Source organism: Bartonella sp. AP150HLJHH, assembly GCF_042196385.1.
GTDB lineage: Bacteria > Pseudomonadota > Alphaproteobacteria > Rhizobiales > Rhizobiaceae > Bartonella.
Window position 1 is genome coordinate 24,957 of sequence record NZ_JBHIQC010000007.1, and the last position, 17,321, is coordinate 42,277.

General features: G+C 36.2%; 13 protein-coding genes and 1 tRNA gene. 2 read left to right on the plus strand and 12 right to left on the minus strand.

The genetic code is table 11. The features are described from left to right. Window positions 1–214: 214 nt before the first annotated feature. The 5 genes from ACFING_RS04435 to ACFING_RS04455 form a co-directional block, all read right to left on the minus strand. The gene (locus tag ACFING_RS04435) at window positions 215–484 is read right to left on the minus strand and encodes a DUF6990 domain-containing protein (protein ID WP_375630050.1); all 270 of its coding nucleotides are present in this window, start codon (window positions 482–484) and stop codon (window positions 215–217) included. A 2,122-nt stretch (window positions 485–2,606) separates the two neighbouring features. Beyond that, on the minus strand, window positions 2,607–2,813 hold the full coding sequence (locus ACFING_RS04440; protein ID WP_375630028.1) for a hypothetical protein: 207 nt from the start codon (window positions 2,811–2,813) through the stop codon (window positions 2,607–2,609). A gap of 399 nt (window positions 2,814–3,212) precedes the next feature. After that, window positions 3,213–3,353, minus strand: coding sequence for a YbfB/YjiJ family MFS transporter (locus ACFING_RS04445; protein ID WP_375630051.1), 141 nt, complete (start codon window positions 3,351–3,353; stop codon window positions 3,213–3,215). A 91-nt stretch (window positions 3,354–3,444) separates the two neighbouring features. After that, window positions 3,445–3,636 (minus strand): hypothetical protein, encoded by a 192-nt coding sequence (locus ACFING_RS04450; RefSeq protein WP_375620800.1) that lies wholly within the window; start codon window positions 3,634–3,636, stop codon window positions 3,445–3,447. Between the two features lie 537 nt (window positions 3,637–4,173). Continuing rightward, a tRNA-Arg gene (locus tag ACFING_RS04455) sits at window positions 4,174–4,250 on the minus strand. Between the two features lie 263 nt (window positions 4,251–4,513). On the opposite strand from ACFING_RS04455, the gene ACFING_RS04460 reads away from it, so the two are divergent. Together ACFING_RS04460 and ACFING_RS04465 are read left to right on the plus strand one after the other, a co-directional pair. Beyond that, window positions 4,514–5,287 carry an NAD kinase gene (locus tag ACFING_RS04460; RefSeq protein ID WP_375630029.1) on the plus strand — a complete coding sequence of 258 codons (774 nt, stop codon included), beginning with the start codon at window positions 4,514–4,516 and terminating at the stop codon, window positions 5,285–5,287. Between the two features lie 145 nt (window positions 5,288–5,432). Further along, window positions 5,433–6,836, plus strand: a complete 1,404-nt coding sequence (locus tag ACFING_RS04465; RefSeq protein ID WP_375620798.1) for a DEAD/DEAH box helicase — start codon at window positions 5,433–5,435, stop codon at window positions 6,834–6,836. A 59-nt stretch (window positions 6,837–6,895) separates the two neighbouring features. Here the strand turns inward: ACFING_RS04465 and gltX are convergent, their stop codons facing one another. The 7 genes from gltX to ACFING_RS04500 form a co-directional block, all read right to left on the minus strand. Beyond that, complete coding sequence (gene gltX, locus ACFING_RS04470; protein ID WP_375630030.1) at window positions 6,896–8,269, minus strand: glutamate--tRNA ligase; 1,374 nt, start codon at window positions 8,267–8,269, stop codon at window positions 6,896–6,898. Between the two features lie 10 nt (window positions 8,270–8,279). Next, window positions 8,280–9,941 (minus strand): NAD+ synthase, encoded by a 1,662-nt coding sequence (locus ACFING_RS04475; RefSeq protein ID WP_375630031.1) that lies wholly within the window; start codon window positions 9,939–9,941, stop codon window positions 8,280–8,282. A 119-nt stretch (window positions 9,942–10,060) separates the two neighbouring features. After that, window positions 10,061–11,440, minus strand: a complete 1,380-nt coding sequence (locus ACFING_RS04480; RefSeq protein WP_375630032.1) for a class II 3-deoxy-7-phosphoheptulonate synthase — start codon at window positions 11,438–11,440, stop codon at window positions 10,061–10,063. 68 nt (window positions 11,441–11,508) lie between these two features. Further along, complete coding sequence (gene gor / locus ACFING_RS04485) at window positions 11,509–12,900, minus strand: glutathione-disulfide reductase (protein ID WP_375612141.1); 1,392 nt, start codon at window positions 12,898–12,900, stop codon at window positions 11,509–11,511. A 203-nt stretch (window positions 12,901–13,103) separates the two neighbouring features. Further along, window positions 13,104–13,673: a DUF2059 domain-containing protein gene (locus ACFING_RS04490; RefSeq protein WP_375612140.1), complete on the minus strand. Its 570-nt coding sequence runs from the start codon at window positions 13,671–13,673 to the stop codon at window positions 13,104–13,106. A gap of 106 nt (window positions 13,674–13,779) precedes the next feature. Further along, on the minus strand, window positions 13,780–14,484 hold the full coding sequence (gene rpiA / locus ACFING_RS04495) for a ribose-5-phosphate isomerase RpiA (RefSeq protein ID WP_375612139.1): 705 nt from the start codon (window positions 14,482–14,484) through the stop codon (window positions 13,780–13,782). A gap of 483 nt (window positions 14,485–14,967) precedes the next feature. Further along, window positions 14,968–17,226, minus strand: a complete 2,259-nt coding sequence (locus tag ACFING_RS04500) for a ComEC/Rec2 family competence protein (RefSeq protein WP_375630033.1) — start codon at window positions 17,224–17,226, stop codon at window positions 14,968–14,970. Between the last annotated feature and the right edge of the window lie 95 nt (window positions 17,227–17,321).

Here is a 17,321-nt window from a genome sequence, read left to right on the forward strand (position 1 = left end):
CTTTCAAACATCAGATTTCCGCCAATGGATAAAACTCCACCATTGTTGAATTCACTCAACTGATGATGGCATCTTTAAACCAGACTCTGGCTCCTATAATCTTTTTAGATCTTCTTGATATTTCTTAAGGAGCTATTCCTTAGCTTTTGTTTCGATAAATTTAGCTATTTTTTTCCTTCCAAGAATGAAACTCCACCTCTCTGGAAAGCTCTTATTAAGAACTTTGTTTTTCTTCCAGATGGTTCATATTTTTTACTACTTTTGCAATGAAAGCGTAGCTGTGTTGCTTAGATTTGACTACTTCTTTGACTACAGCCAATGCACGTTCAAAATGAATCTGTTGGGTATTTTCATCAAAGCCTAAATGATCCTCTGCACTGAAACTTTGATAATAAGATTGTAAGGTTGCAACATCACCCAATAAAGCCAGTGCACCAATATGAAGTAAGCTATAATCTGCATCATCTACCTTGATAACCTTTATGTGCCTCCAACTTCACTCTATCGCCAAGGTGGTGCTCCATATCTGGAATAAAAGCATTTATGAAGATCAATTTTTTCTATCGCCTATTTCAAGACATAATCAAGCTTAATTCCAACCAATCTGCATATATTCCTTCTTCACAAACTCTCAACCCCTTTTTATAAAAATCAAGTTGTAGATCCTGTAAGTGCTGAGAATTGATAGGGATCAATTACCATACAGGCAGCAGATAAAATACCAGTACTAATCGAAACTCCAACATCAACTTACGGATAACCTTTGATAATTGCGTCATTATAAAGAATTTGTACTTCACAATCTGGGAGTTGATAACATGCTGAATAATTATCTAACTCTTTAATTTTTTCAACAAACCAATCAAGATTTTTGAAGAACACTGTTGCACTCTCCATGATTAAAAAATTCTTTGCTCTACCTCAAAAGAGGTTGTATCCATATCAAAAGTCAAAAGCGAAGCAGATTTTTGCAAACAAAAGTGATAACGCCGTGTAAGAGAAGAATCTTATCAATAAGGTCTTTGGTGATTTCTTTTGCAACGTCTAAACGAGATGGAATCTTATTCATAAAAAAAAATATAATAAAGTCAATAGTTTGTGTGCAATTATTCTATATGAATCCCATTTAAAATCTACACTTTTATACGTGATTTAATTAACCATTTTTCATAAACAATTACCATGTATGGATAGACCATAAAACGCATGTAAACATTCAAATGAAGTGAACGCAGCTATCATTCATAACAGTTCATAAATTTTATGATACGTTTTTATCACACACAAATCGCATTATTAAAAACGTAATCGTTTGAAATTATCGATAACATAAATTGCATGCGTTTAAAGAATGGTATGGGGTTTACTCTTTTTTTGAGCTAAACCTTAAAAGAAATAATCATTTGAAACTATCATAGAATAGGTTTTAATTCATTAAGGGCACATAAAAGGATTTAAAGACAAGTCGATTTAAAGCGCCGCTTACTAAAAAGTTAGTCAATAATAAGCAGACATTATATAGATATTATCATCACAACAGGTAATGAAATTGATAATGTTATGTCGTAGAAATCAAAAGATTTTTAATGATATAACGCAGGCAAACAAGCAAAAAACGTTTTAAAAGTTACAGTTTAAAAATACGAAACCAAATGAAGTCCCCTCAAATTTGAGGATACTTATTAAGACAAAGATAAGTAGATAAATTTCAAAAGGATTGCAATCATATTACAAAGGCATGGTGTTTTACTCAATTTTGAGTCAAAAGCGACAATGTTTAAAGAATGCTCTATTCTAAAGTTAACGAGCTCAAATTTGAGCTGATTAATTTTGCCAGCCCAAATATGGACCGGCTTATTTGCAGAGAAGTTAAGTTTAAATGCAAAGTGAAAATACGCTTATGAGAACCTCACTAAATGAACGTTTAAAGACATAAAATGATATCTCTATAAAAACGTTTGAAACCTAGATTTATAACAGTTTAAAAGCCTTAGATTTTATAAAAAGCGGTTGTTTATTGTCTTATGAAAAGCTGCTTTTAAAAACCAATGTTCGTAAATGTAAACAACGGGTTTTGTTACAAATATTCACTTAATATGCATTTTCTCTTGAGAGTCTTGATATGAACCTACCAAGCATTGAGACATTTTGATAATGTACTTTGTGTCAAATGACCACTTCAAAAATGCGAGCGTTATTCTTAATACGCTTTATAGCCATACATAAAGTGTTTATAGGTTCTGTAATTCAAATGAGTGATTAAAGATCATATCTGTCATTTACGTTCCTTTTGATCAGTTTTAATCAATAGAATAGAGCGTTTGCAATATGATACGTTTTGTATACATGCATTCATTATTGACTTCTTTTGTATGATCTGTAGTACCTCTATTTAAAAGCAGCGTCATATCAATTGGCACAGCTTTCTTTTATGATGCGTTTATAACCATCAAAGAAGCACCCTCCACGTCTGTCATTTATTCTGTTTATCAATCTTGATAACATCATCACTTTCATAAACCTCTCAATTTATGGGAACCGAATATAAATCGCTATGTCTTTTTATTCTTGCATTGCCATATACATTACTTCTAATCACGATATAATCAGGAGATCTTGGCATAGCCATAAACAGAGCCGTAGACCTTAGTATGACACCCCACGCTAGCATTGCCGTAAACCTTGCCTAACAACCGCATGATCATAAACCGCGGCATTGCTATGAATACGTGCACTACCGGATAATTTTGCATTCCCATAAACCCGCGCTTAATGATAAACTCAAACGTTATAAGAAAGATGAGCATTGTCATAAACATGAACACCAAAATACACATGGGTTTTATCACATATAAGGGTATTGCCATACACATAGCCACCAATGGCAGCATTGCCATAGCCCCTTATATTTTCATAAACACAACCAGATTTTACAACACAGACATTATCAGCAACCCAGCAATTACCATCATGAGAGAGATTGCTTTCATTTTCAATAAAAGCATCCAGATCGCTTTTTTTACATCACCAAAATCGTTTAAAGCACGAATGCGATAATATATACATATACATGACCAGTCACGAAATCCATTTGATTGATCTATTCATATTTTGGATGGTTTTTTCTGATTAACAGGAGCGGTTTCATTTGCAATGAAAGAAATAACGGAGGTGTTTTTTGATATAGTTATCATAATTAAACCTGTATGTTTTTAAAAGTTTTGAACAGACATTAAGCCAGCTCCAAACCAAATGTTTGTTGCATCAAGCGCTCTGTTCAAACTAATAATAACATATTCATTACCTAGTAGTAGAATACCAACTCCTACACCTGCATAAAGCGAAGCAATAATCCGCCCATATGGCTATGCTGCATGACCATAATAGAACCCAAAACCATTATTGCTACACTCGCAACACCAGCAGCAAAACGGATCAAAAGGACTAAGTGTTAACGCCATGAAAATAATTAAGTGCACTCATCACTATAGCTGCACAAGATAGTATGCGAGGAGCAAGAAATATAATCCCAATTCTGCCAAACGTAAAGAACATACTCCCAACTAAATAACCACCATAATTAGCGTTCAGTATATAAAAAAGTTGATTAAAAGTAAACAATCCCTCATCCAACATAACTGGCAATATTGGTGTATAGAGAAATCACCAGATACCCATATCAAAACCATATCGAATACAGCATTTTGAAACAATTCAAATCTTAACGGTTGTTTTTTCCCCCTTAATTATTCCTTTAACTGGTGATATTTCTCATCCGCGTTCCATATCACCATAACAGCCTTTAACTCCAAAAATAGAATAAAAGCAAATTTAGCTATCTATTTTAATGCTCAAAACAATATATTTAGCGGTCTACTATCAACATCGCCAGATCAGTTTTACAATAACATATTGAATTAATATGTATTTTTATGTTATAAATGTTTATAGTTAAATTGAAAGCATATTTAGATAACCTTGCTTTTTTATCTCGATATTCAAAATGACTAACCGAAAAATTATATACGCAGCCGTAAATTTTACTTCTCTTAAAATCATTTGCTTATTCGCTGCAAAACTTAATAAACAACTCAAATAACCATTTTCATAAAAGAGGAAATTGGCTTCTTTTAGATAATATTGTTATTTAGTATGATATAAAGTTGAAAAATTTGGTGCACCCGACAGAATTCGAATCTGTGACCTCTGCCTTCGGAGGGCAGCGCTCTATCCAGCTGAGCTACGGGTGCTTCACACTGATTATTAAAATCAGTTATGGTCTTTTAACTAATCATACTCTTAGCTTCAATGCTAAATTATCATTCTAATAAAAAAATTACTCGTTTGTAATTTATCTAACGACGCATTCCTTTTACTTTTTAATGATACTTTACCTTGAAATAACTTCTCTTTATTCAATGCTCTTTTTATTATAAAAAGAGCTTTTATTACAACTTCAAAACTCTCAAAAATAAGTTACAACATAAATTATAAGTATCAGGATAATTTTTAAATGGCTACATTACCAAGTCGCTTTCATTTTATTTCCGCAGAAACTGAGGAGGCTATCAAAGCTACCCATAAATTAATTTCCGTTTATGGTCATTCTTCTCTGGAAGAAACTGATATTGTTGTTGCAATCGGTGGTGATGGGACAATGTTACAAACCGTACGAGATATCATGAACACAGGCAAACCTATTTATGGTATGAATCAAGGTTCTGTAGGGTTTCTTATGAATGAATTTCATGAAAAAAAATTGCCCAATCGTATTGCTGCCGCACATAAAAAAGAAATCCATCCCCTGCGCATGATTGCAAAATCTGAATGTCAAGATTCTATCGAGGCGCTTGCAATTAATGAAGTATCCCTCTTTCGGCAATCTTATCAAGCGGCAAAAATTCGCATCACCATTGATAACAACGTACGCATGGAACAATTAAGTTGTGATGGTGTCCTCGTCGCTACACCAGCTGGATCAACCGCCTATAATTTATCAGCACAAGGACCTATCTTACCTCTTATGGCTCCCCTTATGGCCCTCACTCCCGTTAGCCCTTTTCGCCCTCGGCGTTGGCATGGAGCTTTGCTTCCCGATACAGTAACAGTGCGCTTTGATATGCTTGAACCTGACAAACGCCCTGTAAACGCTGCTGCAGATAATATTGAAGTTAAATCTGTTCATTCAGTTACTATTTCAATGGCAACAGAAGTAACAGCTTCAATCCTTTTTGACTCAAATCATTCATGGGATGAGCGCATTTTATCAGAACAATTTCGCTATTAATGATTGTATTATGCGTTTTATATGTATATGATTGTTATAGTTATTTTTTTTGTGAAACCATCTTAATACTTTTAAAGAGTGTAGAATATTGGTTATAATCATCATTAGATAGCGCAGTTAAAATCACAGAGCAGTTGATAAAAAAATGATACCATCTTTAAACAGTTTTGATGATTTAGGTCTTTCCGCAAAGGTTATTAATGCGGTGAAATCAGCGGGGTATACAGCTCCGACACCTATTCAAAGTGAAACAATTCCGCATGTCCTTCAAAGAAAAGACGTTTTAGGAATCGCCCAAACGGGAACAGGTAAAACTGCCTCTTTCGTATTGCCTATGCTCACTCTCCTTGAAAAAGGTCGTGCAAGAGCACGAATGCCCCGTACGCTCATCTTAGAACCAACAAGAGAAATTGCAGCTCAAGTTGAAGAAAATTTCGATAAATACGGAATAAATCATCGTTTAAACGTTGCTCTCTTGATTGGTGGGGTATCTTTTGAACTCCAAGATCGCAAACTTGAACGGGGAGCTGATGTTCTTATAGCAACACCAGGGCGCCTTCTTGATCATTGCGAGCGCGGTAAACTACTCCTGATGGGCGTTGAAATCCTTGTGATTGATGAAGCTGATCGCATGTTGGATATGGGCTTTATTCCTGATATTGAACGCATCTGTAAGCTAACCCCTTTTACGCGTCAAACTTTGTTCTTTTCTGCAACAATGGCGCCAGAAATTACAAAACTAACGAAACAATTTTTACATTCTCCCGTATCTGTTGAAGTTACAAAAGCTTCCTCAACAGCTACCACAATTACACAACGGCTTGTCAAATCTGGAAATAAATCATGGGATAAAAGAGCGGTTTTACGAGAGCTTATCCAAAATGAAGGTGCAGAGCTTCAAAATGCAATCATTTTCTGTAATCGAAAGAGAGATATTTCTGAACTTTTTAGATCGCTCATCAAACATAACTTTAATGTAGGGGCACTTCATGGAGATATGGACCAATATTCGCGCATGAACACCCTAGCTGATTTTAAAAATAATAAACTTACACTTCTTGTTGCTTCTGATGTTGCTGCCCGTGGACTCGATATTCCAGCTGTAAGTCATGTATTTAACTATGATGTTCCTACACATGCTGAAGACTATATCCATCGAATTGGTCGTACAGGGCGTGCAAATCGTAGCGGAAAAGCCTTTACAATCGTTACAAAAGCTGATCAAAAATATATCAATGCCATCGAGGAAATGAGTAATGAAAAAATTGAATGGCTCAATGGAGATCTCTCAACTTTAATAGCCGATGATCAAACAGAAGATATTGTTGTAAAGAAAAAATCTTCAAAACCATCAAAGAAAACTGCTCCAAAAGAGACTGTTGCTCACACTAAAAAATCTGTAGAAGAGAATAAAACAGAATATATCAAAAATGCAAATAATAAGGAGAAGCCATCTGAGCAACAACGCTCACGAAAAAATAAGAATTACACACCTATTGGATTTGGTGATGATATTCCTGCTTTCATGCTTATAAAAACGTGCAAATAAACCCGTTCTCTACTCTCTTTTAGAGTGAAATGAACAAAATACTTTTAAAAAATCCGCTCTTATTTTCTAGAGAGCCTTTCCGTTACCTTTTCACGCCCTAAAAGCTGCAAAATTTTTCCCATTTCAGGTCCATGATCCATGCCCGTAAGTGCCTGACGTAATGGCATAAATAAAGCTTTTCCTTTTCGACCTGTTTTTTCTTTTAATGCTGTTGTCCAAATTTTCCAACTTTCCTCATTCAAAGCACCTTCAGGTAAGAAATCGAGTGATTGGTGCACAAAAGCACGATCCTCTAGTGCTACTGTATCAAAATTCTGTTCATCATGAATGATTTTCCACCAAAAAACAGCCTCATTGACTTTATTAATATTGCTTCTTATCGCGTTCCAGAAATATTCCGCCTTATCTCCCTCAATAGAAAGTTTTTTAAGGCGCATTTTTACTTCCTCATAGGTTAACTCATGGACAAGATGACTATTCAAAGCAAGAAGATCAGCAATATCAAATTTTGCAACGGATCTTGACGTATCTTGGAGATTAAAATGCTCTAAAAGCGCAGCTTGATTGGGATAGGGATGCACATTTTGCGATGTCCCAATCAAAACGGCAAGGCATTGAACAGCTATAGATTCAAATCCTTCTTCCCGTAGAGAACGAATAGAAAGATCATTATTACGTTTTGAAAATCCTTTTCCTAAAACTGTCGCCAATAAATTGGTATGAGCAAAAACCGGTAATTCTGCATTAAGAGCTTTAAAAAGAGCAATTTGAGCGCCTGTATTTGTAATATGATCATCCCCACGAATAATATGCGTAATAGCCATATCTACATCATCAACAATAGACGGCAATGTATAAAGATAGGTTCCATCTTCACGAATAAGAACAGGATCTGAAAGAGAAGCTAAATCAATCGTCTGCTTTCCCTTTATTGCATCATTCCAGCAAACTTCTGTTCGCTTTGTGTGTAAAGGATCACTTTCAAAATTAGGAAGAAGAAAACGCCAATGGGGTTTACGACCTTGTGATTCAAAGTTTTTTCTCTCTTCTGTTGTCAACTTCAATGCTGCACGGTCATAAACAGGAGGCAATTTGCGTGAAAGCTGGATTTTACGACGCCGCTCTAATTCCTCTGTTGTCTCATAACAAGGATAAAGAAGGCCACGTTGTTTGAGAATTTCTGCCACTTCATCATATCGATTAAATCGCTTGGATTGGTAATAAATTGCATCTGGTTGAATACCAAGCCATTCAAGGTCAACAGCAATAGCATCGATATATTCTTGTTTAGAACGTTCAATATCTGTATCATCATAGCGTAAAATAAATTCTCCCTTATACGCTTGCGCATAAAGCCAGTTGAAAAGCGCAATACGGATATTGCCAATATGAATATAACCTGTTGGAGAGGGAGCAAAACGAACTTTAACCATAAAATAATACTCAATTTTTATCGCGAAAATGATTGACTATAGGATAGCGACGATCGCGTCCGAAATTTTTGTAACTGATTTTTACACCAGGCGCAGATTGACGCCTTTTATATTCGGCACCATAAAGAAGCTGTTCAACTTTCGCAACAGTTTCTCGTGAATGTCCACGTTTAACAATATCACAAATACTCATGTCATTTTCTACAAGAGATTGTAATATATCATCTAAAATAGGATAAGGCGGAAGAGAATCTTCATCTTTTTGATTTTCCCGCAGCTCTGCAGAGGGTGCTTTTTCTATAATATTGGATGGAATGATCATTCCTTTTGGTCCTCTCAAATTGTGCAAGTGATTTTTATTGCGCCACTCCGCTAATGCATAAACCTGCATTTTATAAATATCTTTAAGAGGATTAAACCCGCCATTCATATCCCCATACAGTGTTGCATATCCCACAGCCATTTCTGACTTATTGCCTGTCGTTACCACCATTGAGCCGAATTTATTTGAAAGCGCCATTAAAAGTGTACCGCGTATACGACTTTGAAGATTTTCCTCTGTGACGTCAGAGGGTAACCCTAAAAAAACAGGTGCCATTGTCTTTAAAAAAGCCTCAACAGATTGTGCAATCGGTATGATTTCATAACGACATCCCAAAAGATCAGCACATTCTTTGGCATCTTTTAATGATTCTTGCGAAGTATAATGATAGGGCATCATAATGGTGCGAACCCTCTCAGCACCAAGAGCATCCACCGCCATTGCCGTACACAGGGCTGAATCAATTCCTCCTGAAAGACCAAGAATAACATCCTTAAAGCCGTTTTTATTAACGTAATCTTTCAACCCCAAAACACAAGCTTGATAATCAGCCGCTAATCCATTGAGAAGACTTTCATTAGGACCTGAAATACAGTGCCATCCCGTCGTTGTTTTTTGCCAATGGCTTAAAGCAATATGGCTATCAAAGTGTTTCATTTGAAATATCTTTTTGCCTTGTCCATTCAAGGCAAAAGACCCACCATCAAAAACGAGCTCATCTTGACCACCTACTTGATTAGCGTAGATAATTGGCACTCCAGATTGTAGAGCCTGTGTATGAACAACGTCTATACGTTTTAATGTTTTATTACGATAATAAGGAGATCCGTTAAGGACAAGAATAATTTCCGCTCCTTTATCTTTAAGCTCTGTACTAAGAGAGGAATCATTCCAAAGATCCTCACAAATGACTATTCCTAATTTAATTCCATGATAGACAATAGGCTGAGGACGTGGACCTGAAGAAAATAAACGCTTTTCATCAAATTCAGCATAATTAGGTAAATCAAACTTCAAACATTCGGCAATGACTCTCCCTTCATCAAGAACCATGACAGCGTTGTAAATATTACCATTGCGCCTTAATGGAAGACCAATGACAATTCCTGGTCCGCCTACGGTTATCTTTGCTAATTTCTCAACAGTCTCTTCACATGTTTTTGTAAAAGCAGGTTTTAGAACAAGATCTTCCGGCGGATAAGCACTTATAAAAAGTTCCGTGAATAAAACAAGATCAGCCCCCTCTTCTTTGGCCTTTTGATGCGCCATGACAGCTAAAGAAAAATTCCCCTCAATATCACCGACAATAGGATTTAATTGGGCAATTGATACCCGAATATCATTTTTCATAAGCCTTTGTATCATTTCATCAGTTTAGCAACCACAACTTTATTCTTCATCATCGGAAACATCATTTTTTAAAATTCTTTTCTGCCATAATGACCTAAAAATATTAGGCAAATTTTTGCCTACCCCCCAGCAGCAATTGCTAACGAGTCAGTCACGCGATTTTTTTTAAGGAGTTCAGCAACAAGAAAAGCCAATTCTAACGCTTGATCTGCATTTAACCGTGGATCACATTGCGTATGATAACGATCAGATAAATCGTCCACAGAAATGGCGTGCGCCCCTCCTGTACATTCAGTAACATCACGACCTGTCATCTCAATATGAATGCCTCCTGGATAAGTTCCCTCTCCACGATGCACTGCAAAAAAATTCTCTACTTCTTTTAAAACATAATCAAAAGGACGCGTCTTATAACCATTGGCAGTAATTGTATTGCCATGCATTGGATCACATGACCATATAACCGCACGCTTCTCGCGTTCAACAGCACGGATGAGTTTAGGTAGATAACTTTCAACTTTATCATAACCAAAGCGCGTAATGAGAGTAAGCCGCCCCAGCTCGTTTTCAGGATTTAAAATATCAATTAATTTCAAAAGCTCATCAGGCTCAATGGAAGGACCACATTTTAATCCTATAGGATTCTTAATGCCGCGACAATATTCAACGTGAGCATGGTCAATCTGACGCGTACGGTCACCAATCCATAACATATGACCAGATGTTGCATACCAATTTCCTGAAGTTGAATCAATCCGAGTCAAAGCCTCTTCATAACCAAGCAACAGTGCTTCATGACTGGTATAAAAAGATGTTTCACGCAATGAAGAATGTGTTTTGGATGTAATCCCTATAGAACGCATAAAATCAATTGCTTCAGAAATACGCTCTGCCAATAATTCATAACGTTCTCCCTGCGGACTGTTAGAAACAAAACTCAACATCCATGTGTGAACATTTTCTAAATTAGCATAGCCGCCTTGTGAAAAAGCTCGCAATAGATTAAGTGTTGCCGCAGATTGGCGATAAGCCATAGACATCCGTTGCGGATCTGGAACACGAGAACCGGCTTCAAATTCAATGCCATTAATAATATCCCCACGATAAGCAGGAAATTCAACTCCCTCTTTTCTTTCAATATCAGAAGAGCGAGGCTTTGCAAATTGACCAGCAATACGACCAATTTTAACAACCGGTTTAGAACTACCAAAAGTCAAAACAATCGCCATTTGCAAAAATACACGAAAAAAATCACGAATATTATCAGCTTCATGTTCTGCAAAGCTTTCGGCACAATCACCACCTTGCAATAAAAAAGCTTGGCCTTTCGCAACGGCTGCTAATTCATTTTTTAAATCACGTGCTTCACCGGCAAAAACTAAAGGAGGATACCGTCTCAGTTTTCGCTCAACATCTTCTAACATAGACTTATCCGGATAAGTCGGAACTTGTTTAATTGGCCTTGTTCTCCAAGTGTCAGGCGCCCATTCTTTTATCATTACACTCTCTCTAAAGATTAATCTTACAGATTAGCATACCAAAAGCTTTTTACCGCAATATATGCTGTTTAACTTTCTATTTTCTTCCCATTTTCATATATATAACTTGGTTTATACATCGTTACCAATTCTTCTGCCATCGTTGGATGCACTGCCATCGTCTCATCAAAGATATCCTTCGTCAGCTTACCCTTGAGAGATATCCCTATAAGCTGAGCCATCTCACCAGCATTTTCCCCTAAAATATGAGCGCCCACAACAATACGGCTTTCACCATCAACAATGAGTTTCATAAGCATTTTCTCTGAACTACCAGAAAGAATATTACGCATAGGACGAAAAACTGTACGATAAATTTCAAGACGCTTATAACGCTTTACCGCCTCCTCTTCTGAAAGACCAACCGTTCCAATCTCTGGCTGTGAAAAAACTGCTGTTGTAATTAAATCATAATCAGGTGTTGTTGGAATATTTTCAAATGCTGTCTTAACAAAACACATTGCATCATGAATCGCAACGGGTGTTAATTGAATATGACCTGTTACATCACCAACAGCCCAAATATGGGGGATATTTGTTGTCATTTTCTCATCAACAACAACTGCACCAAATTCATTCACCTTAACACCTGCCCGCTCAAGTCTTAAACCCGTTGTATTTGGTACACGCCCCGTAGCCAACATAATCTGATCGGCTCTGATTATTTTCCCATTTGATAAAACAACTTCATAACAATTTTCTGCAGCCTGCACTTTAGAAATTGTTATGCCATAGAGAATAGAAATCCCTTTTTCAATCATTGCATCGCTGAGCAATTGCCGCAAATCATGATCAAAATTACGAAGGATTAAATCACCACGATGAAGGAGTGTTGTTTTTACACCTAATTCATGAAAAATATTAGCAAATTCAACACCAATATACCCTCCACCAACAATCACTATTGATTTTGGGAGTTGATTAAGGTCAAAAATCTCATTAGAAGTAAGGCAAAATTCACCGCCTTCTATGGACGTATTTGGTGCAAGTTTTGCCCCTGTTGCAATCAAAATTTTTTCTGCACTTACCCGCTCACCCGTGGCAGAAAGCTCTAATGTGTGATCATCTATAAAAGTAGCACGACTTTCATAAATATGCACATTGTTATTTTCTAATCCCTTACGATACAACCCTTCTAACCTTGATATTTCTTTATTTTTAGCTGCAACCAACTTTTCCCAGCTAAAAATTGGATCCGCATATTCCCACCCAAAACCAACACTTTTCTTAAATTCTTTTACATATTGTGATGCATAAACATAAAGTTTTTTGGGAACGCAACCACGAATAACACAAGTGCCCCCTATACGATATTCCTCTGCTATAGCGACCCGCTTGCCAAGACCTCCAGCAAGCCGTGCTGCACGCACTCCACCAGAACCACTTCCAATAACAAATAAATCAAAGTCAAAAGAGCCCACGAATTATTCCTTCTTATACATCTGCAAGAGTAGGCTAAGATCTTTTATTATCAAATGAAAGTCTTTTTTTCTTTTGAAGAAGCCTTTTTTATAAAGCAGTATTCTAAAAAGACTTATTCTCATTAAAATATTTAAAACGGCGGGAAAACCGCCGCTATTAAAAAAATTAGAAATTGCCCATTGTTGTCATGATATCGATCAAGCTATTTTTTATTTTCTGAAGATTCTGATTTTATAGGCATATTTGTAGGCATAGTAGAATTATTCAAATTAAGTGTTTCAGACATCTCTTTTTTCACATTTTCTACAAGATCCCGCATAAGAGCAGTACGCCATATATCAAATGCTGAATAAGAATCACGTGCAATATTGGGGACTTCTGTCAAAAACTTTTTACCGGTATCAGAATTATAAAATGTTGTTATCGCATCAAGCTCTTTTTGAGTAAAATATTTTGCATATACATGAGCAATCTCTTTTTCTAGATCAGAGCGCCTTTTAATTAAAGCAAGCGCCTGCTTATCAACAATATCAGAAATAGCTGTTGCCAAATTCGGATCATCGCTAATCAGTTCATTTTTGAAATCATGGACCGCATTTGGTAAAAAGCTATCAAATTGATCCGTTGCATGAATAGCTCTGATTGCCTTTCGCGCTGAATCTAAATGTTGATCACTCACACCTTGTGCATAAGCCATGCCAACATTCACAACAAAAATAGCAATTGCACTAAAATATACGACAAAACGCTGAAAAGAAAATATTATTTTCATTTAATGATTACCCCGATCGCTAATTATAATTTTAATTCGTTATTCTACCTAAAATCTTTAAGACCCTTTTTTACTGTGCTAACATATCATCATGTAAATGCCTTTTCTAAAAATCAAACGGTTCTAAAACTTTTATTTGACCATCAGCCATAGCGACAATTGCACGTGAAGCCAACCCCAAAAAAAGGCCATGCTCAACAACACCAGGAATAGCAAGAAGTGCATCCGATAATGGTTTTGGTTGCAAAATGCAGCCCCAAAATGCATCAAGAATAAAATGGCCACCATCTGTTTCAAAAGGATTTTTTCCATTCATTCGCAATGCAATTTTTCCAGAAAGCCCTAAATCATCAGCGACTTTTTCAATGGCTCTGCATGTTGTGTGGATACCAAATGGATTAACTTCAATTGGTAGTGCAAAAGCACCAAGTCTTTTTACCACCTTTGTTTCATCCGCAATGACAAGCATTGCACGAGATGCCGACGCTACAATTTTTTCATACAACAATGCTCCCCCTCCCCCTTTAATGAGCATCATCTCAGGACCAATTTCATCTGCTCCGTCAATATCAAGATCCAGCTCAGGTATTTGTTCTAAAGTGCTAACAGGCACTCCAAACTTATGACAGAGTTGTTCAGAATATTTTGAAGTAGCAACACCAGTCACCCGCAAACCATCCGCAACACGCTCACCTAGAAGACGAATAAATTCATTGACTGTCGAACCAGATCCGATACCAAGCCGCATACCATCTTCAACAAACTCAAGCGCTTTAATAGCTGCCATTTTTTTTAACTGCTGAACATTCATGAATGACTTTGCCTTCTATCCGTATAAGCAAGCATTTACCACCCCTATTACCACCGATAATAATGATAATAAAAGATAACCTCTTGACGCAATCTATTTAAATTGACCATCATCTCTTGCTTGAAGAGATGTTACTCGTTATAGAAATATATGATAAGAATAAAATAGAATAATCAACAATTATCTTTTTTATTTCTTTGAGAATATTTGTTAGGATTTTTCTCATTCAATAAGAATTTTTGATTTATTTTGTGCTATCAATAGGATGCACAAAGATGCACATATCAATTTTTTTGAAAAAATTAAAATGATCAGATATAAAAAATCATCCATTTCTAGAAAACTGTAGATTATTATCTCATTTCAATAACGTTGATAAACTTACCAATTTAAATACCGTAAAATATTATGAGAAAAGTCTTCTGTTATTTTTTGTTTTGTCATTATCCAAATGTGAAGCAAAATATGACTGATTATATGTTTTTATGAATGCTGTCTGTGCATATTCCATGGTCTATGAAACCCTAGCGAAGACCAAATAATATCTCCACCTTTGGTCATCATAACGCTTCCTCGTGATAACAATTGTTGAGGTATAAATACCATTTTTGCCTTCTTGTAACAAGTTGGATTATGCATCACAAATGTCTGAATGAGAATATCTGCCTCTACACATTGATCTGTTTCTCTCTGTAAAACGATCACTTTTAATCCATTATCCAATAAAGATGTACATACATGATAATCACAAATAAATTGTCCGTGCAACGAAGGACCATATTTTGTTGGTTTAATCGTTTCATTCACACGAAATGACTTTTTCCATATGGATGTCGTGAACTTAGAAATATGGTAACGATCAATATATAATTTTTTATCATGAATAACGCCCACGAGGCGCATATTATCTGCTATAATCAGTTGTACAGGTGAATGCAATACACAAATAGAAATACCTGCCAAAATAAACAAACTAAAAAAGAGCCGGATGGGTGTTTTGCAAAAAGTCAGTCCAACCAAGCCTATACTCAATAAAACTAACGCTGATAACGGCATAAAACCAAGATTCAAATCAGGAGAAATAGCCTTGATAGCATGTGCAATCTTTATTACAAGATCAACTCCAAAACCCATAATTTGAAGAGGAAGCCATTCGAATCCTCCTAACATTGCAAGAACTGCGATTAATCCAAAGGGAATGACAAAAATTGAGATGACAGGCAAAGCAAAAGCATTACTGATAATGCTCAACGATGCCATATTAGAAAAATGATAAGCAGCATAAATTCCACTTGCACTCCCTGCAACAAAGGAAGAAGCACATGTTGAAAGCATCGATAAGAAAACAAAATTTATCACTCCTCCTCCAACATAAGAGGGAGTTGTTTTTCTTTTAAGAAAAAATGACCTTCCACTCCACCAATCAAAAAAAGCGATCAAAGCAGCAGTCGCAGAAAAAGACATTTGAAAGCTAGGACCTAATATTTCATGGGGTGTCATCGCTAGAGTTATCAACCCTGCAATGGAAAAATTACGCATTGTTATAGCAGAGCGATTACACAATATAGCAACCAACATAACAGCAATCATCACAAAACTTCTTTGCGCTGATATTGCTAAGCCCGACAATAACAAATAAAAAGCTGTTATCATAAAAGCAACGATAGCAGCAAATTTTTTACTGGAATAATAGGAAGAAAAAACTGGAAAAAATGCTAAAAAACTACGGATACTCAAAAGAACTATGCCGCTTAACAACGCCATATGTAAACCTGATATTGATAAAATATGAGCTAATCCAGCTGTACGTAATGCTTCATTTGTCTCATTTGAAATACCAGCACGCTGCCCTGTTATGAGGGCAGCTGCAACACTCCCCTTTTCTCCTTCAAGGGCTATACGGATTCTTTGTGTCATCTTCGTGCGTAAATTTTCAATTTTCTGTAGAATGATAGCGAATATTCCATCAGGCTGCGAAACGGATATTTTTCTTGGTTTTCCTAAATAAACGCCTTGTGCTCCAATTCTTTTAAAATAATTATGAAAACTAAAATCGTAGCCTCCTGGACGCACCGGCCCAGAGAATGCACGAATCTTAACTTTTCCATGCAATCCATCACCAATCGCTAAGCCAGATGGCAAATATCTTGCCGATAAACGAACACGATGAAGACTATGGCGTAATACGGGATTTTCTGTATTCAAAATATCCAAAACTAAACGAAATCCTCCTTTGGCATCTGACTCAATAGAAACAATTCTTCCCGTCAATGTAGTGACAATGTCACTGCTTAGCATGGGTGTTGCAATACGCCACGTTTCTATTTTTGCCGCTAAAGCACCCAATATAATACAAAACAGAAACCCCACGGGAATCGTTATTTTTCGATAAAAACGTGCTACATAGAATATTCCCAGAAAAATACTGACCAACGCCCCCAATTGTCCCCAACTCGGTTCCCACTCTAAATGAAAATAGAAAATGATTCCTAGGGCAAAAAAGACTAAAATCAGCGAAAAAAGGATACCAAAAGAAACTTCTTTATTAATACAATCTTCTAACCATTTGCGAAAAAAAATGATTACTTCTTTTAAGAGTGTCAATAAAAAAAGTTTTTGTTGATTATAGCTACTGTTCTTTGCATCATCATACCTAGAAAAAACACTCTGCCCTATCTGACATGGCTTTTTTCTTTCTGTAACAGATTTTTCGGATAAACCCTCTTTACTTTTATAAAACATCAGTCCCCCACTTTAACTCGCAATACGGCTATTGCACGCCCCATCACTTATGCTAACATGACTTTTCTATAAAATTCCATAAGTAATATCTTAGT